Origin of the sequence: Streptomyces sp. enrichment culture, assembly GCF_964273145.1 — a bacterium.
Taxonomy (GTDB): Bacteria; Actinomycetota; Actinomycetes; order Streptomycetales; family Streptomycetaceae; genus Streptomyces.
The window spans coordinates 602,043-626,572 of the sequence record NZ_OZ186873.1; the positions used below are offsets into that span (position 1 = coordinate 602,043).

Genomic DNA, 24,530 nt, shown 5'->3' on the forward strand with positions numbered 1-24,530 from the left:
CTCACGCGGCGATCCGCTCGGCGCCGTCCGCCGTGATGCCCTTGGTGGAGGCGATCACACTCTTCAGTTTCTTCCGCAGTGCCTCGTAGAACATGCTCAGCGGAAACTCGTCCGGGAGCACGTCGTCCACGAGCCTGCGCGGCGGCTGGGTCAGGTCGAGGGCGTCGGGGCCCTTGGCCCACTTGGAGGCCGGGTGCGGGGCGAGGTAGGCGGAGACCAGCTCGTACCCGGCGAACCAGTGGACCAGCTTGGGCCGGTCGATGCCGTCGCGGTACAGCTTCTCGATCTCGGCGCACAGCCGGTTGGTGACCTGCGGGGCGCGCTCCCAGTCGATCGAGAGCTTGTTGTCGGTCCAGCGCACGACGTCGTGCTTGTGCAGGTAGGCGAAGAGGAGCTGGCCGCCGAGGCCGTCGTAGTTGCGCACGCGCTCGCCGGTGACCGGGAAGCGGAACATGCGGTCGAACAGCACCGCGTACTGCACGTCGCGGGCCTGCGGGACGCCCTCGTCCGCCAATTGCACGGCCTCCTTGAAGGCGGTGAGGTCGCAGCGCAGCTCCTCCAGGCCGTACATCCAGAACGGCTGGCGCTGTTTGATCATGAACGGGTCGAACGGCAGGTCGCCGTGGCTGTGGGTGCGGTCGTGGATCATGTCCCACAGCACGAACGCCTCCTCGCAGCGCTTCTGGTCGTGGACCATGGCGGCGACGTCCTCGGGCAGTTCGAGACCCAGGATGTCGACGGCCGCCTCGGTGACCCGGCGGAAGCGGGCGGCCTCGCGGTCGCAGAAGATGCCGCCCCAGGTGAAGCGCTCGGGAGCCTCGCGCACGGCGATGGTCTCGGGGAAGAGGACGGCGGAGTTGGTGTCGTACCCGGCCGTGAAGTCCTCGAAGGTGATGCCGCAGAACAGCGGGTTGTCGTAGCGGGTGCGCTCCAGCTCGGCCAGCCACTGCGGCCACACCATGCGCAGCACGACCGCCTCCAGATTGCGGTCCGGGTTGCCGTTCTGGGTGTACATCGGGAAGACGACCAGGTGCTGGAGGCCGTCCCGGCGGTCGGCGGCCGGCTGGAAGGCCAGCAGCGAGTCCAGGAAGTCGGGAACCCGGAAACCGCCCTCGGCCCAGCGGCGCAGGTCCCTCACGAGGGCCTCGTGGTAGGCGCGGTCGTGCGGGAGCAGGGGGGACAGCTCCTCGACGGCGGCGGCGACGCGGCGCACGGCGTCCTCGGCCTCGGCACGCCGCGGGGCGCCCTCGGCGTCGAAGTCGATCGATCCGTCCTTGGACTGCCAGGGCCGGATCCGCTCCACGGCATCCTTGAGCACGGGCCACGCCGGGTGCTCCACCACCCTGGCATCCGGAAGAACCTTCTCCTCCGCACCCACCCGCACAAGAATTTCCGTCATGTCCCATCCTCCACAGGAGAACCTCGCGTCAGGACACCGTATGCATTGCCGCTTTCTCCCAGCAAGGGTCTTCTCGGGAAAATATCCTGCTCCACCCCCGCCTTCACCGCATGTTTTCCCGTCAGGCACAACGGAGGAGGGACATGGACCGGGTCGGCGTTACGCTGCGGCTCTGCCCGCCGCAGTCGACGGAAGCGAGTCGGACCTTGAACTTTCTCACCATCGGTCACCGCGGAATCATGGGCGTCGAGCCGGAGAACACGCTGCGTTCCTTCGTCGCCGCCGAGCAGGCCGGCCTCGACGCCGTCGAACTCGACCTGCACCTGAGCAAGGACGGCGCCCTGGTCGTCATGCACGACGCGGACGTGGACCGGACGACCGACGGCACCGGGCCGATCGCCGGCAAGACCCTCGCCGAGCTGCGCGCCCTGGACGCGGGCCACGGCGAGCGGGTCCCGGTCTTCGAGGAGGTGCTGGACGCCGTGTCGGTGCCGCTCCAGGCCGAGATCAAGGACGCGGCGGCGGCCCGGACGCTGGCCGAGGTGATGCGCCGGCGCGACCTGGCCGACCGGGTGGAGGTGATCTCCTTCCACGCCGAGGCGATCGCGGAGGTCTCCCGTCTGGTGCCGGGGGCACGCACCGCGCTGGTGGCCCAGTACTACGGCCCCGAGGTCGTGGACCGCGCCGTCGGGGCCGGGGCGGCGGCCCTCTGCCTGGACGTCAACCGGATCACTCTGGAGATCGTGCGACTGGCGCGCGAGGCGGGGCTGCGGGTCTTCGCCTGGGTGGTGAACACCCAGGACCACCTGCGCCTCGTGCGGGCCCTGGACCTGGACGGCGCGACCACCGACCACCCGGAGATCAAGCGCGCCGCCCGCTTCACCGCGTGAGGATCACACAGCGGCTTGACCAGCAGCTCGAACCGGAGGTCGTCGCGCTGCGGGATGCCGAAGCGCTCGTCGCCGTACGGGAACGGGACCGTCCGTCCCGTACGGCGGTAGCCGCGGCGCTCGTACCAGGCGATGAGGTCCTCGCGGACGGAGATCACGGTCATGCGCATCTCCGTCACGCCCCAGGTCCGGCGGGCCTGCCGCTCGGCCTCGGCGATGACCGTCTTGCCCAGCCCCGCGCCCTGGAGCACCGGGTTGACGGCGAACATCCCGAAGTAGGCGTACGAGCCCCGGTGTTCGAGCTGGCAGCAGGCGACGATCCGCCCGTCCCGCTCGACCGTCAGCAGCCGGCTGCCGGGCGACTCGATCACCTCCAGCACCCCCTCCGGGTCGGTCCGCCGTCCGTGGAGGAGGTCCGCCTCGGTGGTCCACCCGGCCCGGCTGGACTCCCCGCGGTACGCCGACTCGATCAGCGCGACGAGTTCGTCCACGTCGGCGTCGGTGGCGTCGCGGAAGGTCAGTCGGGTCTCGGCGGTGTCCATGGTCGTGTCTCCCGTTCTCGGGCGCGGCGTGGGCACGGATGAGGGTAACGCTGCCGCTAGGCTCCGGATGCATGGTCCACGTACTCGGCAGCAGAGTCCTGATCCGCCCCACCGACCCCGAACGCTCCCGCGCCTTCTACGGCGAGCAGCTGGGCCTCGCCGTCTACCGCGAGTTCGGTACGGGGCCGGAGCGCGGCACGGTCTACTTCCTCGGCGGCGGCTTCCTGGAGCTCTCCGGCCGGTCGGACACCCCGCCGTCCCCGGCCGTGCGGCTGTGGCTCCAGGTCGAAGACGTCACCGCGGCCCACGAGGAGCTGCGGGAGAAGGGCGTCGCGATCACCCGGCCGCCGGTCAGGGAAGCGTGGGGGCTGGTGGAGATGTGGATCGCCGACCCGGACGGCACCCCGATCGTGCTGGTGGAGGTGCCGGCGGACCATCCGCTGCGGTACCGGCCGGGGATCTGAACCCACCGGGGGCGGTGCCGCCGGCCGCGGGGGTCGCGGTGGAAGGGACACGCCGTGGGCGCGGACGGCGAAGGGCCGTCCGGGCGGGGTGAAGGAGCGGAAGGCCGCCATGCCGTGCGGTGCGGGCGTACGACGGGCGGGGCGGCCCGTACCGGCGGTGTCCGCGTGCCGGATGGCCGCGGGCCGGGCGGGGACTTAGCGTGCTGGAGGGGCCCCGGCCAGGACTGCGGAAGGAGCACCCGGCGCATGAAGCCCGACGAACCGGTGATCGGCGGACCCTGCTGGGCCGAGCTGGGGACCAGCGACGTGGAGGCGGCCAAGCGGTTCTACACGAAGCTGTTCGGCTGGCGTCCGCGGACCGCCGCCCGTCTGCAGACGGGCGGTTACGCGATCGCGCGCCTGGGGGACGCGGCGGTGGCCGGGCTGTCCCCGCTGTACCAGCCGGCGCAGCCGGTGGCGTGGAACGTCTCGTTCGCCGTGCGGGACGCGGACGCCGCCGCGCGGCGGGTGGCGGAGGCCGGCGGGACGGTCCTGCTGGGCCCCGAGGACGTGTTCGACGCGGGCCGCTTCGCGGTGGCCGCGGATCCGGACGAGGCGGTGTTCCAGCTGTGGCAGGCCCGTGCCTTCCCGGGCGCCGGGCTGTTCGACGCCCCCGGCGCGCTGGGCTGGGTGGAGCTGCTGACCCGCAGGCCCGACCGGGCCCGGGACTTCTACACCGCGGTCTTCGGCTGGAGCGCCGGCGGCACGGAGCGCTACCCGCGGTGGAGCGTCGGCGGCGCGGAGTTCGGCGGCATGGTGCCGATGGACGACAAGTTCCCGCACGAGGTGCCGGCGCACTGGCTGCCGTACTTCGCGGTGGCCGACGTGGACCGGGCCGCGGCCGACGCGACGAGCGGCTCCGGCACCGTCCTCATGATGCCGACCTCGCTCCCCGAGGGGCCGCGCATCGCGGTGCTGCGCGATCCGCAGGGGGCGATGTTCGGGGTGTACCGGGCGCCGGGGGGCTGAGGGGCCGCCGGCCCGGCGGTGTCCGCCCGGGTACGGGCGGCCCGGGAGCGCGTGCGGTGGCCGCCGGCCGGGACGGTGTCCCCGGGCGCCGCCGGCGACCGGGAAAACCACCGGCGAGCGCCGGCGGGACGGGTCCGGGGCGGCCGCCCGCCCCGGAGGGCGGGACGGTCCCCGCGCGGACGCGGTGATCGGCGCCGGGAGCGTCCGCGGCGACCGCCCCACCCCCGCACGGTGCGCGACGTGGACCGGGCACCGGTGCCGCGGCCCGCGCGTCACGCCCGCAGCGCGCCCAGGCGGCCCTCCAGCCGGCCCAGCAGCTCCCCGAGCAGCGCGGCCAGGTCGCCCCGCCGCTCCTCCTCCAGGCCGGACAGCACGGCGGTCTCGTAGGCGAGCTGTTCGGGCAGGATGCCGTCGACCAGGTCGCGGCCCGCGTCGGTGAGGCGGACGTGGGCGACGCGGCGGTCGCGGGTGTCGCCGCGCCGCTCGACCAGGCCGCGTTCGGTGAGCTGCTTGAGCCGCTTGGTGACGGCGGCGCCCGAGGAGAAGGTCTCGCGGGCCAGCTCCCCTGGGGTCAGTTCGTGGCCGGTGCGGCGCAGGGCGCCCAGCAGGTCGAACTCGGGGCGGCTCAGGCCCGCCCGGCGCAGCGGGGCGTCCTCGGCCTGCTGCAGGAGGGCGGCACAGCGGTTGATACGGCCGATGATCTCCATGGGGCCGGTGTCGAGGCCGGGGTGCACGGCCTGCCACTGCCGGACGACCGCGGCCACGGTGTCCCCTCCGGCCCCGTCCGCCCCCACGCCCCCACTCGCCGAGTGCCCTCCGTTTGCCGTCATGGCCGTACGTCCTCCGTTCTCGTGCCCACGTCCTGGTCCGGCCGCCCCGCCCCCGGGCCGGTCCGGCGGTGGACCATTGCGGCGAGCGTACGGTGTCCGGCCTGCTCCGCGCGCACCACCCTCTCCTGGGGCAGCGCGCGCCGCCACCACTCGCCGGCCGCGGCGTCGGCGGTGGCCCGCAGTTCGACCAGCGCGGCGGCCAGAGCGCGGTGCGCGGCGTCCAGGGCGGCGGGGGCCGGGCGGGGTTCGGCCAGCAGGCGGGCGGCGCGCTCACGGGCGCGGTCCACGGCGGTCAGCGCCTGTTCGACCCGGTCGCCCGCGCGCCGGTCGGTGACGACGACGGCGGCGGCGAAACCGACCAGGGCGCCGACGAGGGTGTCCACGACCCGCTCGACGATCAGCACGCCGGGCTCCTGGTAGCCGGTGAACTCGGTGATGAGCAGCGCCATCGGGGTCACGCAGATCGTGCCGAGCCAGTAGTTGCGGCTGATGAGAGCCTCGGCCCCGAAGGCGAACAGCAGGCAGAACAGGATCAGCGCGACCTGGCCGAGGTGGGCCAGCGGGGCCACGGCGGCGAAGACGAGGACTCCGGCCAGGTTGCCGACGACGCGCTGGACGACCCGGTTCCAGGTGAGGGTGAGGTTGGCCTGGTAGAGCGCGGCGGCGGTGACCAGGGCCCAGTAGGGGCGGCCGATGCCGAGGACGAGCGAGGCGTACCCGGCCAGGGCGCAGCCGAGGACGGTGCGCACGCCGATGGGGACCAGCGGGGCCGACCGCTGCCACAGCGGCACGGGCCGGGCGTCGCGCTCCGCCCGCACGCCGAGGAGTTCGTCGGCGGCCGCCGGGGAGTCGCCGGTGCGCGGGTCCCCGGGCCGGGGAACGCCTCCGGTGCCGCGCAGGGCGCGCGCCCAGGCTCGCAGTTGCTCGGGATCCGTGTCGGTGGGCGCGGCGAGGGCGGCCTCGGCGCGGACGACCAGCCGCTCCAGGGCCTGCCGGGTCGCGGCGCGGGCGCCGCTCGCCGGCAGCGGCAGCAGCGCCTGCCAGGCGGCCTGTACGGCGGCGTAGCCGGCGGCGCGCGCGGCGCGGGCGTGACCGTCGTCGGCGCCGCGCGTTCGGGCGTACGCGGCTACGGCGTTCAGGGCGTGGGCGGTGGCGCGGCGCTCCGGGCCGGTGGGGCGCAGCAGCGCGGGTGCCATGCCGACGAGCCAGGCCCAGGCGCCCGCCGCCGCGGCCAGCGCCAGGTGCCCGGGCACCTGGTCGAGGGTCTGCGGCGCGAAGAGGGAGGCGGAGCTGATGAAGGTGAGGACGACGTTGCCGGGCGGGCCGACGCGGGTGGCGTCGCACAGGACCTTCTGCGCGGCGGCCAGCAGGGCGCCGACGGCGACCAGCACGACGGCGTCGTGGGTGAGCGAGGCGGTGACCAGGGCGACGCCGACACCGCCGAGCATGCCGAGCACCACCCAGGCCAGGACCCGGGCGCGGACGGCGTAGGGGCGGTTGTGGGCGTACAGGGCGCACAGGGATCCGGCCATGGTGTACATCGCCAGGTCGAGCCGGCCAAGCGCCAGCAGGATCAGGTTGGGCGGGGCGACGGCGGCGACCACGCTCAGGGCGGGCTTGAACCAGATGTCGGAGGGGCGTCCGGGACGCAACGCGCCGGCCAGCGGCAGACGCCGGCGGCCTGGCGGGGTCGCGGAGGTGGGGGTCGCACTGCTCATGGAAATATCTTAACAGGTATTTTACCAGTGAAATAAATGTCGCGTGCCCTCGCCCGCTCCCCGCGTACCCCCATGCGCTCGCGTACGCGCCGCGTCACCCGGGCATTCCTTGACCGATCCACGAGGACGGCCTTCGGCGAGCGACCTTCGAAGGCCGGTGTTCGAAGGCCGGCCGCCGGGCGAACGGCGGCCGGCCGAACGGCGAGCGGGAGGTGCGCGTGCACGGACCGGCGTCGTCCGGCTGGCTGCTGGTAGCGCTGTGCGCGGCGGCCGGCGCTTACTGCCTGCTGCGGTTGCGCGGCAGCGCCGAAGCCCGTGACCGCCGCGCCGCGGGCGGCGAGGCGGTCATGGGCTTCGGCATGGCCGCGATGGCCCTACCGGCCGCGGTGTTCACCCCTCCCCCGTGGGCCTGGGCCGTCTACGCGGTCGTGTTCGGCGCGGTCGGGCTGCACGCACTGTGGGCGGCCCGGGGCAGCCCGCACCATCTGCACCACCTGGTGGGCGCGGGCGCGATGGTCTACATGGCCCTCGCGATGGCCGGCTCCCCCGGCCACGCGCACGGGCACGGCGGCGCCGGCGTGCCGCCGCTGACCGGGGCGCTGCTGCTCTACTTCGCCGGGTACGTGCTGCTGACCGGCGTCCGCCTGGTGCCGGCCGTCACCGTCACGGCGGCCGGACCGGCCGCCGGGTGGGCCGACCTGCCGGAGTTGGCGCGGGCGTGCCGCCTTTCCATGGGGATCGCGATGCTGGCCATGCTGCTGACGCTGTGACGGCACGGACGCCGATGACGCCGGCGCCGGCGCAGGATTGCGCCCGCGCGCCCGCCCGCGGAATCCGTCGCCCGCGCCACTTCGCCCCGGCGGGCCGTCCCCCTGGCGGCGCGGCGTTCGCGGGCTCCCCTCCCTGGCCCTCCTCGCGGTCCTGCCGCCGCCCGGTGCCCTGACCGCCGTCGCCGCTTCCCGGCCGCTCGCCCCGCCCGGCCGCCGTCGGCGGCGGCCCCGGCGCCGACACCGCCGGCGCCGGTGGCGTTCGCAGCGGGTCCGCGGGCGGCCGGGGTGACCGGGCCGCCGCTCCGCTCCACTCGGCCCGCGGCCCGCGGAAGTGGTTTGCGGGGCCGTCCGTCGGCGAGGATCGCTCCATGCAGACCTCACCCGTCGGCTCTCCGCCCCGCCCGCCCCGGACCCGTACCGCCGTCCGCGCCTCCTGGACCCTCGCGGCGTGCTTCGCGCTGCTGCTCCTCCTCGTCGCGACCGAGTGGCACCCCCTGATCGCCCTGGACGGAGGCATCGCCCGCGCCACCCACCGGTGGGCGGTCGCGGAGGACGGCCTCACCCAGGTCTTCCGCATCCTGACGGACTGGGTCTGGGACCCGTGGACGATGCGGCTGCTGTGCGCGGCTGCCGTCCTGTGGCTCGGGTGGCGGCGCGCGGCCTGGTGGACCGCCGGCTGGCTCGCGGTGACGTGCGCGCTGGGCACCCTGCTGCAACAGGCGCTGAAGGCCGCGGTGGGCCGCTCCCGGCCGGTCTGGCCCGACCCCGTGGACAGCGCCCACTACGCCGCCTTCCCCTCGGGCCACGCCATGACGGCGACGGTCGTGTGCGGTCTGCTGCTGTGGCTGCTCCACCGCCACGGCGCCACCGGCGCCCTGCGCCTGGCCGCGCTGGCCGCGGCCGTGGTCTCCGTGGCCGGCGTCGGCCTGACCCGGGTGTGGCTGGGCGTCCACTGGGCCTCCGACGTGGTCGGCGGCTGGCTGCTGGGCGCCCTGGTGGTGGCGGCCGCCATCGCGGTGCACCGGCACGGGCGCGGCGACCGCCACCGCCCCGCAGGCCGGCCGTTCCGCCTCGGGCGATCCCCCGCGTCGCCCGAGGCGGACGGCGACTGCGGCCGGAGCCGCGAGGGGCCCGGCCGGATGCGTTGAGTATAGTTGGCTGGCAGCCAGTCAACATAGGAGTTTTTCCACATGTCTCCGCGCAGCGCCTCGGTCAACGAAGAGCTGCGGCGGCGTTCGAAGGAGCGGCTCCTGCAGGCCGCGGTGGAACTGGTCGGCGAGCGCGGCTACGAGGCGACCACCCTCGGCGACATCGCCGACCGGGCGGGCTCCGCGCGCGGACTGGTGTCGTACTACTTCCCCGGCAAGCGCCAGCTGGTCCAGTCCGCCGTGCACCGGCTGATGCACCGCACGCTGGAGGAGGCGCTGGAGCGTGAACCGCGCACCGGGGACGGGCGGGAGCGGATGGCGCGGGCCATCGACGCGATCCTGGGACTGGCCCGCGACCGGCCGGTGCTGATGCGCCAGCACATGGCCGGTCTGCTGCAGGACGAGGGTTTCGTGCCGTGCCCGGAGCAGCGGCGCCTGGCCGAGCTGTTGCGGGACACCGTCGCCCGGCGCGGCTCCCGGGATGTCGACAGCGACTACCCGATGCTGCGCGCGCTGCTGATGGGCGCGGTGTACGCCGCGCTGATGCCGGGCGCGCCGATGCCGGTGCCGGTGCTGCGGGCCGAGTTGTTCAAGCGGTACCGGCTCGACTGGGAGATGGGTGTCCCGCCGGAGGCCCAGGCCCCCGGCGGGACGTGCGACGCGGATCTGTCGCGGTTCTTCTCGACCGGCTCGGCACCGAAGTCCCGGCCGTCCGGTCAGCCGAAGTAGTCCGGCTGCGTCTGGACGTTCAGTTCGCGCAGGTGGACCCGCTTGGCCGGGTCGGTGCGCCGGTCGTCGAGCCTCAGGACGTCGAAGCCCTTGGCCATGTCGTTCGAGTAGATGTACCCGTTGTAGTAGTAGGCCGACCAGGAACCGCCGACGGCCAGGTTGTCGGTGGACAGCGGGCCGCGCTCGAAGTAGGCGATCTCCTTCGGGCGGGTGGAGTCGGTGAAGTCCCAGACGGAGACGCCGCCCTGGTACCAGGCCTGGACCATGAGGTCCTTGCCCTTGACCGGGATCAGCGAGCCGTTGTGGGCCACGCAGTTCTCGGTGTCCGCCTGGTGCCGCGAGATCTTGAAGTAGCTGCGGAAGACGAGCTTGCGCTTCTCGCCCTTGCCGACGATGTCGTAGATGCCGTCCGCGCCGCGGTTCGGCCCGATCTCCGCGTTGCAGGTGGGCGCGCCGCCGCCGCCCAGCTCGTCGGTGAACACGACCTTGTCCGCGTACTGGTTGAAGGTCGCCGAGTGCCAGAACGAGAAGTTCGCGTTGTCCTGGACCCGGTCGATCACCTTCGGGTGCTCGGGGTCCTTGATGGAGAACAGGATGCCGTCGCCCATGCAGGCGCCCGCGGCCAGGTCCTCCGAGGGCAGCACCGTGAGGTCGTGGCAGCCGGTGGTCTTGGAGACGCCGGGGTTGGTGGGCGCGCCCGGGTTGCCGCCGCCGTCCGGTCCCTCCCCCGGGAAGAGCACGGGGAAGTCGACGACCGCCGCCTTCTCGGGGGCGCTGCGCGGCACCTTGATGACCGAGATGCCGTCGTGCGGCGGCAGGCAGTCGGGGTACGAGGCACTCGGCGCGTACGAGGAGACGTAGATGTAGACGTCGCGGCGTTCGGGCACCAGCGTGTGGGTGTGCGAGCCGCAGGCGGTCTCGACGGCGGCGACGTACTTCGGGTTGCGCTTGTCGCTGATGTCGAAGACCTTCATGCCCTCCCAGGAGGACTTCTCGGTCGCGGGCTGCGTGGTGCTGTTGCAACTGCTGTCGCTGCGCGAGGAGTCGGTCGACAGGAACAGCAGGTCGCCGGAGACGGAGACGTCGTTCTGCGAGCCCGGGCACAGGACCTGGGCGACCGTCTTCGGGGACTTCGGGTTGCTGATGTCGAAGATGCGGAAGCCGTCGTAGTTGCCGGCGAAGGCGTACTTCCCCTGGAAGGCGAGGTCCGAGTTGGTGCCCTGTAGGGCGTCCTTGGGGATGTTCGCCACATGTTCGATGTTGGCCGAGTGGACGATCTCGTCCCGGCCGGGTATCTCGCCGCTCGCGATGGCCTCACGAGCCTCGGCCCGGGCGCTCTTCGACACTTCCTTGGGCTTGGCCGGGGCGTCCCCGGGGTCGGGGGTCGCGGCGGCCGGACCGGCCGTGAGCAGCGCGGACAGGAGTCCGGCGGCGACGGTCGCAGCACCCAGGCGTCTGCGCCGGGTTCGGAGTTCGTACAACAGGATCACTGCTTTCTCCCTACATCCGTTCGTGTGGGAACGGTTCACGCACTCCGGCAGTATGGTCTCGCCATGCACATACCAACAGGGGGTAGCGTGCACGTAATGAAGTTTTTCGATCACTGACACGCGGAAGCGTGCCAGGACGGTCACGCACTCCCGAGGGCGCCCACGAGGTGCCGTCCATCCCGTTCCAACCCGTTTGTCACAGGAGGCCGCCGTGCTCTTCCGCCCCGTGTCGCGCACCTCGCCCCTCACGGCCTCGCTGGCCGTCCTGGCCGTGCTCGGGCTCGGAGCCTGCGACTCCGGCCCGGAGGCGAAGCCCGCCGCGGCGGACGGGCCTTCGGTGATCGCGCCGGGCATGCCGGGCGAGGCCAACCAGACCCTGTCCGCCGAGGACGCCGAACGGCACCGCGTCGACGACGACTCGCCCAACTCGGCGGACGTCGCCTACGCGCGAATGATGATCCGGCACCATTCCCAGGCCCTGGAGATGACGGAACTCGCCCCTCGGCGCGCCGGTTCGGCGCGGCTCAAGCGGCTCGCGGAACGGATCGCCGCCGCCCAGGGACCGGAGATCACGGCCATGCGGGGCTGGCTGAGCAAGCACGGCGAGAAGGAGGCGGGCGGGGGGCACGGCCACGACCACGCCACGATGCCCGGGATGGCGACCCAGGCCCAGCTGAAGAAGCTCCGGGCGGCTCGGGGCGAGGCGTTCGACCAGCTCTTCCTCACGCTGATGATCACCCATCACGAGGGCGCCGTCACCATGGCGACGGATGTGAAGGCACAGGGCAACAACGTGCAGATCGAGGAGATGGCCGACGACGTGGTCGCCCAGCAGACGAGCGAGATCACGCGGATGCGCGGGATGCTCTGACCCCGCGGGGCGCGGCGGTGCGCGGACCGGACACGCGCGCCGGGGCGCCGCTCAGCGCCGCGCCCGGCGCGGGGCCAGGAAGCCCTCGTCCCGGGCCTGGCCGATCAGCCGGAGCGACGCGCGGCGGCCGTGACCGGTCGCGCGCATCACCGCGAGGACGGGATCGGCACCCCGCTCCTGCGCGGCGCGGTACTCCCGGGCGACGAGCCGGCGTCCCTCCGTGCCCCGCGGCCACTGCGGGCGGGCTCGCCGCGCGGCGGGCGCGCCGGGTGCCGGGGGCGGCACACACGCCTCGGCCAGCGGTTCCTCCAGCCACTCGGCGAGCACCGCCAGGTCGTCCAGGCTCAGCCCCGGCCTGCCCCGGACGTCCTCCAGGCAGACGCCGCCCTCGGAGACCGCCGCCAGCGCCTCCACCCGGGCACCGTCGGCGAAGGCGAGCCGGACCTCGAACCAGGTCACCGCGCCGGAGCCCTGCCGTACCGTCCAGGCCCGCCGCACGGACACCGTGCCGTCCTCCGGGGAGCGGCCGCAGAGGTGGAGGGCGTCATGATGAAGACAGGATGCTTCAAGCACACACGCAACGTAACCGCATCATCACATCCGTACGGACGGACACGCGTCCCCCGCCGTGCGCGACACCCTGACAGCTCAGGCGCGCGGTGCGATGCTGGAAACCACCAGCGATCCCCCGAGGATCCGTGACCGGTGCTCCGTGACCGGTGATCCGCGGCCCCTCGGGGGTCCCCGGCAAGGAGGCCGCCGTGCTGCGTGTCGCCGTCGTGGGTTCGGGCCCGAGCGGGTGCTACGTCGCCCAGGGCCTCGTCCAGCAGGAGCGTGAGGCGTACGTCGACGTCCTGGACCGCCTGCCGTGCCCGTACGGGCTGGTGCGGTACGGCGTGGCCCCGGACCACGAGAAGATCAAGTCACTGCAGGACACCCTGCGCGCGGTGCTGGAGCACGACCGGGTGCGCTTCCTCGGCGGCGTGGAGGTGGGCTCCCGGGGCGTGCCGACCGCCCGGCTGCGGGAGCTGTACCACGCGGTGGTGTACTGCGTCGGCGCCGCCACCGACCGGCGCCTCGGGATCCCCGGGGAGGACCTGCCGGGCAGCTGGTCGGCGACCGAGTTCGTCTCCTGGTACAGCGCCCATCCGGACGCCCCCGAGCCCTCGGCTCCGCCGGGACGGGAGGCCCTCCCCGCCGGCGACGGCTTCCTGCGCCGCGTGCGGTCGGCGGTCGTCGTCGGCGTCGGCAACGTCGCCGTGGACGTCACCCGGATGCTGGCCCGCGGTCCGGCCGAGCTGAGCGGCACCGACATGCCGCAGGCGGCGCTCACCGCGCTGTCCGCCAGCCGGGTGACCGACATCCGCATGGTGGGCCGGCGCGGCCCCTCGCAGGCCCGCTTCACCACCAAGGAACTGCGCGAACTGGGCGCCCTGCCGGGCACCGACGTCGTCGTGGACCCGGCGGAACTGGCGCTGGACCCGTCGTACACCGACCCCGCGGGGCTGCCCGGCGCGCAGCGCCGCAACGTGGAGGTCCTGCGCGCCTGGGCCGAGGCGCCCGCCTCCGGCGGCGCCCGCCGGATCGGGCTGCGCTTCTTCCTGCGCCCCGTCGCCCTGCTCGCCGACGCGGCGGGCCGCGTGGGCGCCGTGCGCTTCGAGCGGACGGCGCCGGACGGGCACGGCGGTGTGACGGGCACCGGCCGGTACGAGGAGGTCGAGGCGCAGCTGGTGCTGCGGTCGGTGGGCTATCGCGGGATGCCCCTGGAGGGGCTGCCGTTCGACGCGGCGCGCGGCACGGTGCCGCACCTGGCGGGACGGGTCCTGCGGGCGGGCGCCGTCGCGCCCGGCGAGTACGTGGCCGGCTGGATCAAGCGGGGCCCGACGGGTGTCATCGGCACCAACCGCCCGTGCGCGAAGGAGACGGTGGCGTCGCTGCTCGCGGACGCCCCCGCGCTCGTGTCCGGCAGGGACGTGCCCGCGGATCCGCTGCCGCTGCTGCGGGCGGCGGGGATCGAGCCGGTCGGGTGGGCCGGGTGGCGGGCCATCGAGCGGGCCGAGGCGGAGCTCGGCGCCTCGCTGGGGCGGGGCGTGGTGAAGCTGCCGGACTGGGGGTCGCTGCTGGCTGCGGCACGGACGGCGGCGCCGTAGGCGCAAAGCCGCCCCGCCGGGCCGACACACGGCGGCAACACCACGGAAATCAACAAACTGTTCAACAGGCCTACGGTCTCTGGCTGTTCGCATGTTTTTCGCCCGCAGCCCAGGAGCGACCATGGCCCCGACCGCGCCCGCGCACGTCCCGCCTCCCACGCGTCACGCTCATCCCGTCGACGAGGTCCCGTCCGTACGGCGGCTGGCCGCCTTCGGCCTCCAGCACGTGCTGGCGATGTACGCGGGCGCGGTGGCCGTCCCGCTGATCGTGGGCGGGGCGATGAGGCTGCCGCCCGCCGACCTGGCGTACCTGATCACCGCGGACCTGCTGGTGTGCGGCGTCGCCACGCTCATCCAGTGCGTCGGCTTCTGGCGCTTCGGCGTACGACTGCCGATCATGCAGGGCTGTACGTTCGCGGCCGTGTCGCCGATGGTGCTCATCGGGACGGCGGGCGGCGGACTGCCCGCGATCTACGGGGCGGTGATCGTCGCCGGATTCGCCATCATGCTGCTGGCGCCGGTCTTCGGCAGGCTGCTGCGCTTCTTCCCGCCGCTGGTGACGGGCACGGTCATCCTGATCATCGGTGTCTCGCTGCTGCCGGTGGCGGGCAACTGGGCCGCGGGCGGCGCGGGGGCCGAGGACTTCGGGGAGCCGGGGAACCTGGCGCTCGCCGTGTTCGTGCTGGCGGTGGTGGTGGCCGTGCAGCGGTTCGCGCCGGCGTTCCTGAGCCGGATCGCGGTGCTCGTCGGCATCGCCGTCGGGCTGGCGGTCGCGGTGCCGTTCGGTTTCACGGACTTCGGCGGTGTCGCGGACGCCGGCTGGGTGGGGATCAGCACGCCGTTCCACTTCGGCGCGCCCGTCTTCGAGGCGTCGGCGGTGGTGTCGATGCTGGTGGTGGCGCTGGTGTGCATGACCGAGACGACGGGTGACCTCATCGCGGTCGGCGAGATGACGGACCGGAGGGTGCAGCCGCGGTCCCTGGCGGACGGGCTGCGCGCCGACGGCCTGTCGACCGTCCTCGGCGGTGTCTTCAACACGTTCCCGTACACGGCGTACGCGCAGAACGTGGGGCTGGTCGGCATGACCCGGGTGCGCAGCCGCTGGGTGGTCGCCGCGGCGGGCGGGATGCTGGTGCTGCTCGGGCTGCTGCCCAAGCTGGGCGCGGTGGTGGCGGCGATCCCCGCCCCGGTGCTGGGCGGTGCCGGCCTGGTGATGTTCGGGACGGTCGCCGCGAGCGGACTGCGCACGCTGGCGCGGGCCGACCTCACGGGCGGCCACAACCTGACCGTGGTGGCCGTCTCGGTGGCGGTGGGGCTGCTGCCGGTGGGCGTGCCGACGGTCTACGACCGGTTCCCGCACTGGTTCCAGACGGTGGTGCACAGCGGCATCAGCGCCGGCTGCCTGACCGCGATCGCACTGAACCTGCTCTTCAACCACCTGCCGGCGCGGGCCCGGTCAGTCGCCGCCGAGCCGGTCGGCCTGCCGGGCGGCAGCGGCCAGGAGGACGTCGAGCAGGCCGGGGAAAAGGCCGTCTAGGTCGTCCCTGCGCAGGCCGTTCATCTTGGCCGTGCCCCGGTACGTCTGCCGGATCACCCCGCTCTCGCGCAGCACCCGGAAGTGGTGGGTGGTGGTGGACTTGGTGACCGGCAGGTCGAACTGCGAGCAGGAGAGCTCGTCGCCGTCGGCGGCGAGCTCGCGCACGATGCGCAGCCGCATGGGGTCGGCGAGCGCGTGCAGCACGCCCTCCAGCCGGATCTCCTCACGGGCCGGGTGCGGCAGGTCGCGGCTGCTGGGGGCGGGGGCGGTCACGGCGGCTCCAGTTCGTCCGGGAGGGGTTTCCCACCGTCCAGGAGGGGTTCCCGAGGGTCCTCATTGTACGAGAGCCATCGTAGTTTGACATCCACCGTAATACGAGAGTTATCGTACGAAGAGTTCATCGGTACCGCGACGAATGGAGCAATCCGCCGTGAGCGCCCTCTTCCAGCCCCTGACCCTGCGCGACGTGACCATCCCGAACCGGGTGTGGATGCCGCCGATGTGCCAGTACTCGGCCGAGCCGCAGGGCCCTGCGGCCGGCGCCCCCGGCGACTGGCACTTCGCGCACTACGCGGCCCGCGCGACCGGCGGGACCGGCCTGATCATCGTCGAGGCCACCGCCATCTCGCCCGAGGGCCGCATCTCCCCCTACGACCTGGGCCTGTGGAACGACACCCAGGTCGAGGCGTTCCGCCGGATCACGGACTTCCTCCGGACGCAGGACACGGTCCCCGCGGTCCAGCTCGCCCACGCGGGACGCAAGGCGTCGACCGGCCAGCCGTGGAAGGGCGGCGCCCCGCTGGGCCCGGACGCGCTCGGCTGGCAGCCGGTGGCGCCCAGCGCGCTCGCGTTCGACGAGGCGCACCCCGTGCCGGACGAGCTGTCGGTCGCGCAGATCCAGGAGATCGTCGGCCAGTTCGCCGACGCGGCCCGCCGCGCCCTCGCCGCCGGTTTCGAGATCGTCGAGATCCACGGCGCCCACGGTTACCTGATCAACGAGTTCCTCTCGCCGCACTCCAACCACCGCACCGACGCCTACGGCGGCTCGTACGAGAACCGCATCCGCTTCGCCCTCGAGGTCGTCGACGCCGTGCGGGCGGTGTGGCCCGAGGACAAGCCGCTGTTCTTCCGCATCTCGGCGACCGACTGGCTCCAGGAGGGCGGCTGGACGCCGGACGACACCGTCCGCTTCGCCCGCGACCTGCAGGAGCACGGCATCGACCTCCTCGACGTCTCCACCGGCGGCAACGCCTCCGACGTCCGCATCCCGACCGGCCCCGGCTACCAGGTGCCGTTCGCCGCGCGCGTGAAGTCCGAGACCACGCTGCCGGTCGCCGCCGTCGGCCTCATCACCGAGACCGAGCAGGCCGAGAAGATCCTCGCCAACGGCGAGGCCGACGCGGTGCTGCTGGGCCGCGAGCTGCTGCGCAACCCCTCCTGGGCGCGTCACGCGGCCCGCGAACTGGACGGCGAGGTGCACGTGCCGGACCAGTACCACCGCTCCGTGTGACCCACCGACGCCGACGGCCCCGGGGAGTGTCCCCGGGGCCGTCGGCGTGCGAGCCCGGGAGACCCGCCGGTGGGGGCGGGGCGGGGACCACCGTGCGCCGCCGGGCCGAAGCGGGGTCCCGCACCGAACAGGACGGCCGGATACGCGCTGTGCGAAGCGTTGACTAGAAAGCGCTTCCCCTCTACGTTCCGTTCAGCGACATGACTCGTCCCTCACGTCAATCCGCGCAGGGGACATCATGATGCACGGCGTTCAGAGACATGACCCGGGACATGTCCTGAGCACCTCGAAGAGCCGCTCCGAAAGCTCAACGGGTTCGACCAGCTCGACGCCGGCGCCGGGCGCTGCGACATCCGGCCGGCTCCGGCGACCCCCACAACCCACACCTCAGAAGGAACGGGACATGACTTCTGCAGCACGTCCACGGGCACGTGCGCTGACCGGCGCGCTGGCCACACTCGGCCTCTCTGTTGGCATGCTCACGACAACCGGGACCTCTTCGGCGCACGCCGCCACCTGGCCGACCCCCAACGGCAGCCAGGGCGTCTCCTCCACCATCTCGGTCTCCGGCACCAAGGACTACGGGATGAAGCGCCTCTACGGCACCGGGGACCTCGGCTCCGGCGGCCAGGACGAGGACCAGGGCCCGCTCCTGCAACTGGAGCCCGGCGCCGTCCTGAAGAACGTCGTCCTCGGCGCCCCCGCCGCCGACGGCATCCACTGCAAGGGCAGCTGCACGCTGCAGAACGTCTGGTGGGAGGATGTCGGCGAGGACGCGGCGACGTTCCGCGGCTCCTCCTCGTCGAACGTCTACAACATCGTCGGCGGCGGCGCCAAGGAAGCCAGCGACAAGGTGTTCCAGTTCAACGGCGCCGGGACGCTGAACGTCTCGAACTTCGCCGTGAAGAACTTCGGCACCTTCGTCCGCTCCTGCGGCAACTGCTCCACGCAGTACAAGCGGACGATCAACCTCAACACCGTCGAGGTGACGTGGAAGGGCAGCCGGCTCGTCGGCATCAACACCAACTACGGCGACAGCGCGACCCTGCGCAACATCACCATCGTCGGCGACAGCGACCGGAAGATCGTCCCCTGCCAGAAGTACATCGGCAACGACGACGGCGACGAGCCGACCACGAACGGCTCCGGTCCCGACGGCACGTACTGCAAGTACACGGCGTCCGACATCACCTACAAGTGAGCCCGGCGCGATGAGCGCGGCCGTACGGGGCACCCTGCGCGGCGCCTCGTACGGCCGTCGTGTGCCGCCGGCGAAGTCCGCGTCCACACGGGCTCCGCTCCTCCGTGCCACACCGGCTTGAGCTGCGCGAACGTCGTTCCGCAAGAGACTGTCAGTGCCGGGGTGCAAACTGGCCGGTGTCCGGGACGAAGGCGTCGACGGGGACGCCGCGGAGGTGATCGGCATGACCGAGGTACTGCTCGCCGTGGGCACGCGCAAGGGCCTGTTCATCGGGCGCCGGCGGGGCGCCGACTGGGAGTTCGACGAAAGCCCCCATTTCAACGCGCAGGCCGTGTACTCGGTCGCCATCGACACCCGCGGCGCCGCCCCGCGGCTGCTGGCGGGCGGCGACAGCGCGCACTGGGGGCCGTCGGTGTTCCACTCCGACGACCTGGGCCGCACCTGGACCGAGCCGGCCCGGCCCGCCGTCGGATTTCCCAGGGAGACCGGGGCCTCGCTGGAGCGGGTGTGGCAGCTGCACCCCTCCGCCGCGGAGCCCGACGTGGTGTACGCGGGCACGGAACCGGCCGCGCTGTACCGCTCGGAGGACCGCGGGGAGAGCTTCGAACTCGTCCGTCCGCTGTGGGAGCACCCCACACGCGGGCGGTGGATGCCGGGCGGCGGCGGCGAGGGCCTGCACACCGTGCTCACCGACCGGCGCGACCCGCGGGCGGTGACGGTCGCCGTCTCGGCCGCGGGCGTGTTCCGCACCGGCGACGGCGGCGCGAGCTGGGCGCCGTCCAACTCCGGTGTCTCCGCGGTGTTCCTGCCGGACCCGAACCCGGAGTTCGGCCAGTGCGTGCACAAGATCGCCCGGGACGCGGCGACCCCGGACCGGCTGTACCTGCAGAACCACTGGGGCGTGTACCGCAGCGACGACGCGGGCGCGCACTGGACGGACATCGGCGAGGGCCTGCCCTCCACGTTCGGCTTCGCCGTGGCCGCCCATCCGCACCGCGGCGACACGGCGTACGTCTTCCCGATCAACGCCGACGCGGACCGGGTGCCGGCCGGCCGGCGGTGCCGCGTCTTCCGTACGGCGGACGCGGGCGGGAGCTGGGAACCGCTCACGGCCGGGCTGCCGCGGGGGGACCACTACGGCCCGGTGCTGCGCGACGCGCTGTGCACCGACGACGCGGACCCGGCCGGGGTGTACTTCGGCAACCGCAACGGCGAGCTGTACGCGTCGGCCGACGACGGCGACAGCTGGCGGCAGCTGGCCGCGCACCTGCCGGACGTGCTGTGCGTACGGGCCGCGGTCGTCGGATGAGCCGGCCCGGGAGTCCCGCCCCGGGCCGCCGTCGCGGCGGGACGGGGCCGGGCCGCCCCGGCGCCTCCCCGGTGCGGTCGCCGGCCGGGGATGCTCCCAGCGGCCCGCCGCGCGCAGACGCCGAGCGCCACCGGGCCCCCGTCCGCGGGAACCGCCCGGTGGAACGCCGGCCGTGACGGCGCCCCCTCGCCCGCGCTCCCGCACGCCCGGTGCCGACGGCTCCCCACCGCCCTGCGAACGGCCGGTGCCCGCGGGCACGCGGCGGCACTTCGGGGGCGTGCCGGGTACGCCGCGGCCGGCCGGGGACCGCCTCGCCGCCCTCGGCGGGGACCACGAGGGGACGGCCGCCCGTGGGCGTCAGGGCAGGCGCCAGTCCACCGGCGCGGCGCCCTGGCGGGCGAGGTGGTCGTTGGCCCGGCTGAAGGGGCGCGAGCCGAAGAATCCCCGGTCCGCGGAGCGCGGCGAGGGGTGGGCGGACTCGATCACCGGGTAGCGGTCGAGATGCGGGCGCAGGTTGCGGGCGTCCCTGCCCCACAGGATGGAGACCAGGGGCTTGCCCCGCTCGGCGAGCGCGCGGATCGCCTGCTCGGTGACCTCTTCCCACCCCTTGTCCCGGTGCGAGCCGGGACTGTTCGGCCTCGTCGTCAGCGCCCTGTTCAGCAGGAGCACCCCTTGCCGCGTCCACGGGGTGAGGTCCCCGTTGGAGGGACGGGGCACACCGAGGTCGCTCTGCAGTTCCTGGAAGATGTTGACCAGACTGCCGGGCAGGCGGCGCACCTCGGGAGCCACGGCGAAGCTGAGACCGATCGGCATCCCCGGCGTGGGGTACGGGTCCTGCCCGACGATGAGGACGCGCACGTCGTCGAAGGGCTGCTGGAAGGCGCGCAGGACGTCCGGCCCGGCGGGCAGGTAGGTACGCCCCGCCGCGAGTTCGGCGCGGAGGAAGTCGCCCATGCGGGCGATGCGCTCGGCCACGGGTTCCAGGGCCTTCGCCCAGCCGGGTTCGACGAGTTCGTGTAGGGGTCGTGGTGCCACGGGCGATCACTCTACTGGCGTATGCGGGGCCCGGGGCCCCGGCCGGAGGGGACGGCCACCCTCGGGCCCTACTCCCGCCCACGGTTCTCTGGCAGAGTGTCGAGCGGATCCCGCAGCGGTCGTCGGGGACGAGAGGGGCGCGTCGAGTCCAGTGAGCCACGCATTCCGCCGGAGCCTCCCCGATGGTGGGCCGTCCCGTTTCGCACCCGCGGCCCCGACGGTCCCCGCCCCTCCGGTGGGACCGCCGCGCCCGGCCGCGCCCGGCGCACGTCCGCTGCCCGGCCCTGCCGCCGGTGTCCGCCGGGAGCCGGCAGCCGATCCGGCTCCGCCCCGGCCGTCCGGCGGTCCCCCGACGCCGCGCTCCCGGCCCGCACCGGCCCGCGGGCCGGTGCGGGCCGTGACCGGCCGGGGGGCAGGGGACGGGCCGGCCGGCATGCCGCCGCCCGCCGCGGTCCCGCGGGACGCGGACGGCTTCCTCGCCGTGGACTCCGGCGGTTCCGGCCTCCGGGTCGTCGCGGGGACCGCCGGGCACGGAGTGCTGGGCCTGCGGACGTCCCGGGAACCGGTCCGCACCGGCGCGCGGGGGATCGACCCCGGGCACTTCGTGGAACAACTCGTGCCCATGGCCCGGGCACTGGCCGTCGAGACGGGCGTGCTGCGCCCCCGCATCGTCGTCGTCGGGGCGGCCGGTCTCGCCACTCTCGGCGGGGGCCTGCGCGACGAACTGCCCGCCGCCCTCGCCCGTGAACTGGGCACCCGGACCGTCGCGCTCGCCGCCGACGCCGTCACCGCCTACGCCGGCGCCCTGGGTTCGCGGCCGGGTGCCGTCGTGGCTGCCGGTACCGGCCTGATCGCGATCGGCACCGACCTGACCCGCTGGCGCCGTGCGGACGGCTGGGGCCACCTGCTCGGCGACTGCGGCGGCGGCGCGTGGATCGGGCGGGCCGGGCTGGAGGCGGCCCTGCGCGCCCACGACGGACGCGACGGCGGCTCCGCCCGGCTGCTCGCCCGGGCCGAGGAACAGTTCGGTCCGGCCCCCGGGCTGCCCGGCGCCCTGTACCCGCGTCCCGACCGCCCGGCCGTCCTCGCCTCCTTCGCGCCCCAGGTGGCCGCCGCCTGCGAGGACGGCGACCCCGTCGCGGCGGACGTGATGCGCGCCGCGGCCCGGCACATGGCCGACTCCGCCGCCGCGGTGTGCCCGCGCACGGGCGAGGCGCGGGTCGCCGTCACCGGCGGCCTGCTGAAGCTGGGCGACGCCCTCGTCACGCCCTTGGAGGAGGAGCTGGCGAAGCGGCTGCCACACGCGCGGCGGGTGGTGGCCGAAGGTGATCCGCTGGGCGGATCGGTCCGCGTCGCCACCGCGCTCGCGACCGGCTCCCTCACTCTCCCGGGGGACGATACGATGCTGTGGGTGACGACCCTCGCGGATGGCTGACGCCGCCCCGGCGGCCGGCCCGCCCCCACCCGCGCCGTGCCCGGGAAGCGGCCGCCGTCCGCGACCGGGAAGGACGCCCCGGCACGGCCTCCCGAGCCCTCGACGGCCACCGGCCGCGACCGAAATCGTGCGGGTGCCACCCTTTTCCGCAGGCGACCGATCCGACAAAACCGGACGGATACCGCTCACCTGCACCCTCCCCGAACAGGAGAGCCCAGGAAACCAGTAACATGCGGCGCCATGAGCTCCTCCACTGGGCCCGCGTCCGGCCTGCCAGTACGAATGCCGCGCCCCCGCCAGCCCGGACGGCACCGCCGTCCCGAGCCCCTGGTGGCTCCCGAAGGCGCGCCCGCGCTCGTCCTCGCGGTGCCGGGCACGCCCGGCGGTGCGACGCGCGGCCTCGCCGAGGAGGTCGTGAGCATCGCCCGCTCCGAACTGCCCGGCCTCAACGCCCGGATCGGGTACCTCGACGGGGACGACGAGGAGTTCCCCTCGCTGCGGTCCGCGCTGGTCCACGCCGCCGAGGAGCGCACCGCGCGGTACGAGCTGGCACTCGCCGCCGGAACGGAGGCGAAGGAGCCCGAGGGTCCCGCCGCCGTGGTCGTGCCGCTGCTGGCCGGCCCGGACAGCGCGCTGCTGCGCCAGGTCCGCCAGGCCGTCATGGACAGCCGGGTCGCCGCCGAGCTGACCGATGTGCTGGGCCCGCACCCGCTGCTCGCCGAGGCACTGCACGTGCGGCTGTCCGAGGCCGGTCTGGCCCGCGCCGACCGAGCCCGCCTGTTCACGGTGGCGACCGCCGCGGACGGCATCGTCCTGGCGTCCGTGGGCGGTGAGGAGGCCGTACAGGCGGCCGGGATCACCGGCATGCTGCTCGCCGCGCGCCTGGCGGTGCCGGTGATGGCGGCGGCCCTGGACCAGGAAGGCTCGATCGCGTCGGTGGCCGAGCAACTCCGCTCCTCGGGCTCGCAGCAGCTCGCCCTCGCGCCGTACCTGATCGGGCCGGAGATCGACGCGTCGCTGGTCGAGGCGGCGGCCGAGGAGGCGGGCTGCTCCGCCTCCGAGCCGCTCGGCGCGTACCCGGCGATCGGCAAGCTGGCCCTGGCCAAGTACACGACCGCCCTGGGCATCGCTCCGCAGCAGGCGCAGAGCACGCCGGTGCGCTGACGCGCGGGACGCACCGGGACGCTTCGGGGCGTCCGCGCGCTCCACGGACATGGCGAGGGGCCCGCTCCCGTTCGGGAGCGGGCCCCTCGCCATGTCCTCACGGTGCGGGGAGAGGCCCCGCCGCACCACCGCCGCATCCGGGCGGTGGGGCCGCGAACCGGAGCCCCGGCGCCCGGTGGACGCCGGGGCCCGGCTGTCGCGCGACGGCTCTGCCGGGCTCAGCCGAAGACCACGCAGGAGGCCGCCGGCACCTTGAGGGAGCCGCCGCGTCGCGGCATCCCGGTCTCCGTGTCGAGGGCGAACCAGGCAACGTCCCCGGACCGCTCGTTCGCCGCGTACAGGACGCCCTCCGACTCGGCGATCGCCCGCGGCCAGTGGCCCCCGCAGGGGACCGTCCCGAGCAGCCGCAGGCCCTCCCCCTCGACGGCGAGGACCGACAGGACGTCCTCGCCGCGGGTCGCCGTCCAGACGAAGCGGCCGTCGCGGGAGGCGACGATGCCCGAGGGGTAGGCGTCGCCCGCCGGGACACCGGGCAGCACCGGGGTCTCGGCGAGCGGCTGGAGGCTCCCCCCGGCCGCGTCCCACCGGCACACGGTGACGGTGGGGGTGAGCTCGTTGAGCACGTAGGCGCGGATGCCGTCCGGGTGGAAGGCCAGGTGCCGCGGTCCCGAGCCGGGCCGCAGCGCGGTCTCCCGGTGCACGGTCGGCACACCGTCCGTCAGCGCGCACACCCGCACGGAGTCCGTGCCGAGATCCACGCTGACCGCCCATTTCCCGCTCGGGTCCGGCTGCACCTGGTGGGCGTGCGGGCCCTGCTGGCGCGGGGTGTGCGGACCCGACCCGGTGTGCCGCAGCACACCGGAGGCGGCCCGGGCGAGGGTGCCGTCGGCGCGCAGCGGTACGACGCTGACGCTGCCGGAGCCGTAGTTCGCGGTCAGGACGTGACCGGCGAACAGGCTGAGGTGGGTGGGCCCGCTGCCGCCGACGGGCACGGGCGATCCGGCGGGCTCGGGCCGGTCCCCGTGCACGCGGTAGGCGGCCACCGCCCCGTCGGCGGTCTCGCTGACGGCGTAGAGCACGCTCCCGTCCGGCGACAGGGCCAGGTAGGAGGGGTCCGGTACGCCGTTCAGGGCGCTCAGGGGGGTGAGCGCGCCGGTGTCTGCGGCGACCGCCGCCGTCACGATCCCGGGGCCTCCGGCCGCCGTGAACGACCCGATGAACGCCCGCCGCTGCCGCCTGCCGCCGTCTGCCATGCCGTCCCCTCTCGTCCCGTGCCGTCCGGGGCGACGGTAGCAGTCGGCCGAGCGAGGTCCGGACCGGATGCGCGAAC

Annotated in this window: 22 protein-coding genes and 1 pseudogene; 14 read left to right on the forward strand and 9 right to left on the reverse strand. The window is 74.3% G+C overall.

What is annotated here, in order from left to right:
• Position 1: 1 nt before the first annotated feature.
• Entirely contained in the window at positions 2-1,399 is a 1,398-nt protein-coding gene (locus tag ACSU6Z_RS02730) for a DUF6421 family protein (protein WP_437042495.1), read from the reverse strand.
• Between the two features lie 206 nt (positions 1,400-1,605).
• Between ACSU6Z_RS02730 and ACSU6Z_RS02735 the strand changes: the two genes are divergently transcribed.
• Entirely contained in the window at positions 1,606-2,289 is a 684-nt protein-coding gene (locus tag ACSU6Z_RS02735) for a glycerophosphodiester phosphodiesterase (RefSeq protein WP_437042497.1), read from the forward strand.
• 8 nt (positions 2,290-2,297) lie between these two features.
• Here the strand turns inward: ACSU6Z_RS02735 and ACSU6Z_RS02740 are convergent.
• A pseudogene (locus ACSU6Z_RS02740) lies at positions 2,298-2,831 on the reverse strand (GNAT family N-acetyltransferase); the annotation flags it as partial.
• A gap of 71 nt (positions 2,832-2,902) precedes the next feature.
• On the opposite strand from ACSU6Z_RS02740, the gene ACSU6Z_RS02745 reads away from it, so the two are divergent.
• Together ACSU6Z_RS02745 and ACSU6Z_RS02750 are read left to right on the forward strand one after the other, a co-directional pair.
• Entirely contained in the window at positions 2,903-3,295 is a 393-nt protein-coding gene (locus tag ACSU6Z_RS02745; protein ID WP_437042498.1) for a VOC family protein, read from the forward strand.
• Positions 3,296-3,541: 246 nt separating this feature from the next.
• Positions 3,542-4,303, forward strand: a complete 762-nt coding sequence (locus ACSU6Z_RS02750) for a VOC family protein (protein WP_437042500.1) — start codon at positions 3,542-3,544, stop codon at positions 4,301-4,303.
• A gap of 272 nt (positions 4,304-4,575) precedes the next feature.
• On the opposite strand, the gene ACSU6Z_RS02755 is transcribed toward ACSU6Z_RS02750, so the two are convergent.
• On the reverse strand, positions 4,576-5,133 hold the full coding sequence (locus ACSU6Z_RS02755) for a MarR family winged helix-turn-helix transcriptional regulator (RefSeq protein WP_437042502.1): 558 nt from the start codon (positions 5,131-5,133) through the stop codon (positions 4,576-4,578).
• Positions 5,130-6,851 carry an FUSC family protein gene (locus ACSU6Z_RS02760; protein WP_437042504.1) on the reverse strand — a complete coding sequence of 574 codons (1,722 nt, stop codon included), beginning with the start codon at positions 6,849-6,851 and terminating at the stop codon, positions 5,130-5,132. The genes ACSU6Z_RS02755 and ACSU6Z_RS02760 overlap by 4 nt, the downstream gene beginning before the upstream one ends.
• A gap of 218 nt (positions 6,852-7,069) precedes the next feature.
• On the opposite strand from ACSU6Z_RS02760, the gene ACSU6Z_RS02765 reads away from it, so the two are divergent.
• From ACSU6Z_RS02765 to ACSU6Z_RS02775, 3 genes are all read left to right on the forward strand, one after another.
• Positions 7,070-7,621, forward strand: coding sequence for a DUF5134 domain-containing protein (locus ACSU6Z_RS02765; protein ID WP_437042506.1), 552 nt, complete (start codon positions 7,070-7,072; stop codon positions 7,619-7,621).
• 368 nt (positions 7,622-7,989) lie between these two features.
• Complete coding sequence (locus ACSU6Z_RS02770) at positions 7,990-8,769, forward strand: phosphatase PAP2 family protein (protein ID WP_437042508.1); 780 nt, start codon at positions 7,990-7,992, stop codon at positions 8,767-8,769.
• A gap of 42 nt (positions 8,770-8,811) precedes the next feature.
• Positions 8,812-9,498: a TetR/AcrR family transcriptional regulator gene (locus ACSU6Z_RS02775; RefSeq protein WP_437042510.1), complete on the forward strand. Its 687-nt coding sequence runs from the start codon at positions 8,812-8,814 to the stop codon at positions 9,496-9,498.
• On the opposite strand, the gene ACSU6Z_RS02780 is transcribed toward ACSU6Z_RS02775, so the two are convergent.
• Positions 9,486-10,988, reverse strand: a complete 1,503-nt coding sequence (locus tag ACSU6Z_RS02780) for an LVIVD repeat-containing protein (protein WP_437042512.1) — start codon at positions 10,986-10,988, stop codon at positions 9,486-9,488. The two genes, ACSU6Z_RS02775 and ACSU6Z_RS02780, sit on opposite strands and share 13 nt — an antisense overlap.
• A gap of 211 nt (positions 10,989-11,199) precedes the next feature.
• Between ACSU6Z_RS02780 and ACSU6Z_RS02785 the strand changes: the two genes are divergently transcribed.
• Positions 11,200-11,859 (forward strand): DUF305 domain-containing protein, encoded by a 660-nt coding sequence (locus ACSU6Z_RS02785; protein WP_437042513.1) that lies wholly within the window; start codon positions 11,200-11,202, stop codon positions 11,857-11,859.
• A 51-nt stretch (positions 11,860-11,910) separates the two neighbouring features.
• Here the strand turns inward: ACSU6Z_RS02785 and ACSU6Z_RS02790 are convergent, their stop codons facing one another.
• A complete protein-coding gene (locus tag ACSU6Z_RS02790) occupies positions 11,911-12,363 on the reverse strand; it encodes a DUF6214 family protein (RefSeq protein ID WP_437050159.1) in 453 nt (150 codons plus the stop codon).
• Positions 12,364-12,620: 257 nt separating this feature from the next.
• On the opposite strand from ACSU6Z_RS02790, the gene ACSU6Z_RS02795 reads away from it, so the two are divergent.
• Positions 12,621-14,009, forward strand: coding sequence for an FAD-dependent oxidoreductase (locus ACSU6Z_RS02795; RefSeq protein WP_437042515.1), 1,389 nt, complete (start codon positions 12,621-12,623; stop codon positions 14,007-14,009).
• Between the two features lie 121 nt (positions 14,010-14,130).
• Positions 14,131-15,546, forward strand: coding sequence for a nucleobase:cation symporter-2 family protein (locus ACSU6Z_RS02800; protein ID WP_437042517.1), 1,416 nt, complete (start codon positions 14,131-14,133; stop codon positions 15,544-15,546).
• On the opposite strand, the gene ACSU6Z_RS02805 is transcribed toward ACSU6Z_RS02800, so the two are convergent.
• Positions 15,466-15,819, reverse strand: a complete 354-nt coding sequence (locus ACSU6Z_RS02805; protein WP_437042518.1) for an ArsR/SmtB family transcription factor — start codon at positions 15,817-15,819, stop codon at positions 15,466-15,468. The genes ACSU6Z_RS02800 and ACSU6Z_RS02805 overlap by 81 nt on opposite strands.
• Positions 15,820-15,976: 157 nt before the next feature.
• Between ACSU6Z_RS02805 and ACSU6Z_RS02810 the strand changes: the two genes are divergently transcribed.
• The 3 genes from ACSU6Z_RS02810 (at position 15,977) to ACSU6Z_RS02820 (ending at position 19,566) form a co-directional block, all read left to right on the forward strand.
• The gene (locus tag ACSU6Z_RS02810) at positions 15,977-17,056 is read left to right on the forward strand and encodes an NADH:flavin oxidoreductase/NADH oxidase (RefSeq protein WP_437042520.1); all 1,080 of its coding nucleotides are present in this window, start codon (positions 15,977-15,979) and stop codon (positions 17,054-17,056) included.
• Between the two features lie 403 nt (positions 17,057-17,459).
• Positions 17,460-18,257: a pectate lyase gene (locus ACSU6Z_RS02815; protein WP_437042523.1), complete on the forward strand. Its 798-nt coding sequence runs from the start codon at positions 17,460-17,462 to the stop codon at positions 18,255-18,257.
• Between the two features lie 154 nt (positions 18,258-18,411).
• Entirely contained in the window at positions 18,412-19,566 is a 1,155-nt protein-coding gene (locus tag ACSU6Z_RS02820) for a WD40/YVTN/BNR-like repeat-containing protein (RefSeq protein WP_437042525.1), read from the forward strand.
• A 357-nt stretch (positions 19,567-19,923) separates the two neighbouring features.
• Here the strand turns inward: ACSU6Z_RS02820 and ACSU6Z_RS02825 are convergent, their stop codons facing one another.
• Entirely contained in the window at positions 19,924-20,601 is a 678-nt protein-coding gene (locus ACSU6Z_RS02825; RefSeq protein WP_164389570.1) for a uracil-DNA glycosylase, read from the reverse strand.
• A gap of 433 nt (positions 20,602-21,034) precedes the next feature.
• On the opposite strand from ACSU6Z_RS02825, the gene ACSU6Z_RS02830 reads away from it, so the two are divergent.
• Both ACSU6Z_RS02830 and ACSU6Z_RS02835 read left to right on the forward strand, forming a co-directional pair.
• Positions 21,035-22,036 (forward strand): N-acetylglucosamine kinase, encoded by a 1,002-nt coding sequence (locus ACSU6Z_RS02830; protein ID WP_437042527.1) that lies wholly within the window; start codon positions 21,035-21,037, stop codon positions 22,034-22,036.
• A 240-nt stretch (positions 22,037-22,276) separates the two neighbouring features.
• Positions 22,277-23,200, forward strand: coding sequence for a sirohydrochlorin chelatase (locus ACSU6Z_RS02835; protein ID WP_437042529.1), 924 nt, complete (start codon positions 22,277-22,279; stop codon positions 23,198-23,200).
• Between the two features lie 218 nt (positions 23,201-23,418).
• On the opposite strand, the gene ACSU6Z_RS02840 is transcribed toward ACSU6Z_RS02835, so the two are convergent.
• Positions 23,419-24,453 carry a lactonase family protein gene (locus tag ACSU6Z_RS02840; protein ID WP_437042531.1) on the reverse strand — a complete coding sequence of 345 codons (1,035 nt, stop codon included), beginning with the start codon at positions 24,451-24,453 and terminating at the stop codon, positions 23,419-23,421.
• Positions 24,454-24,530: the final 77 nt, after the last annotated feature.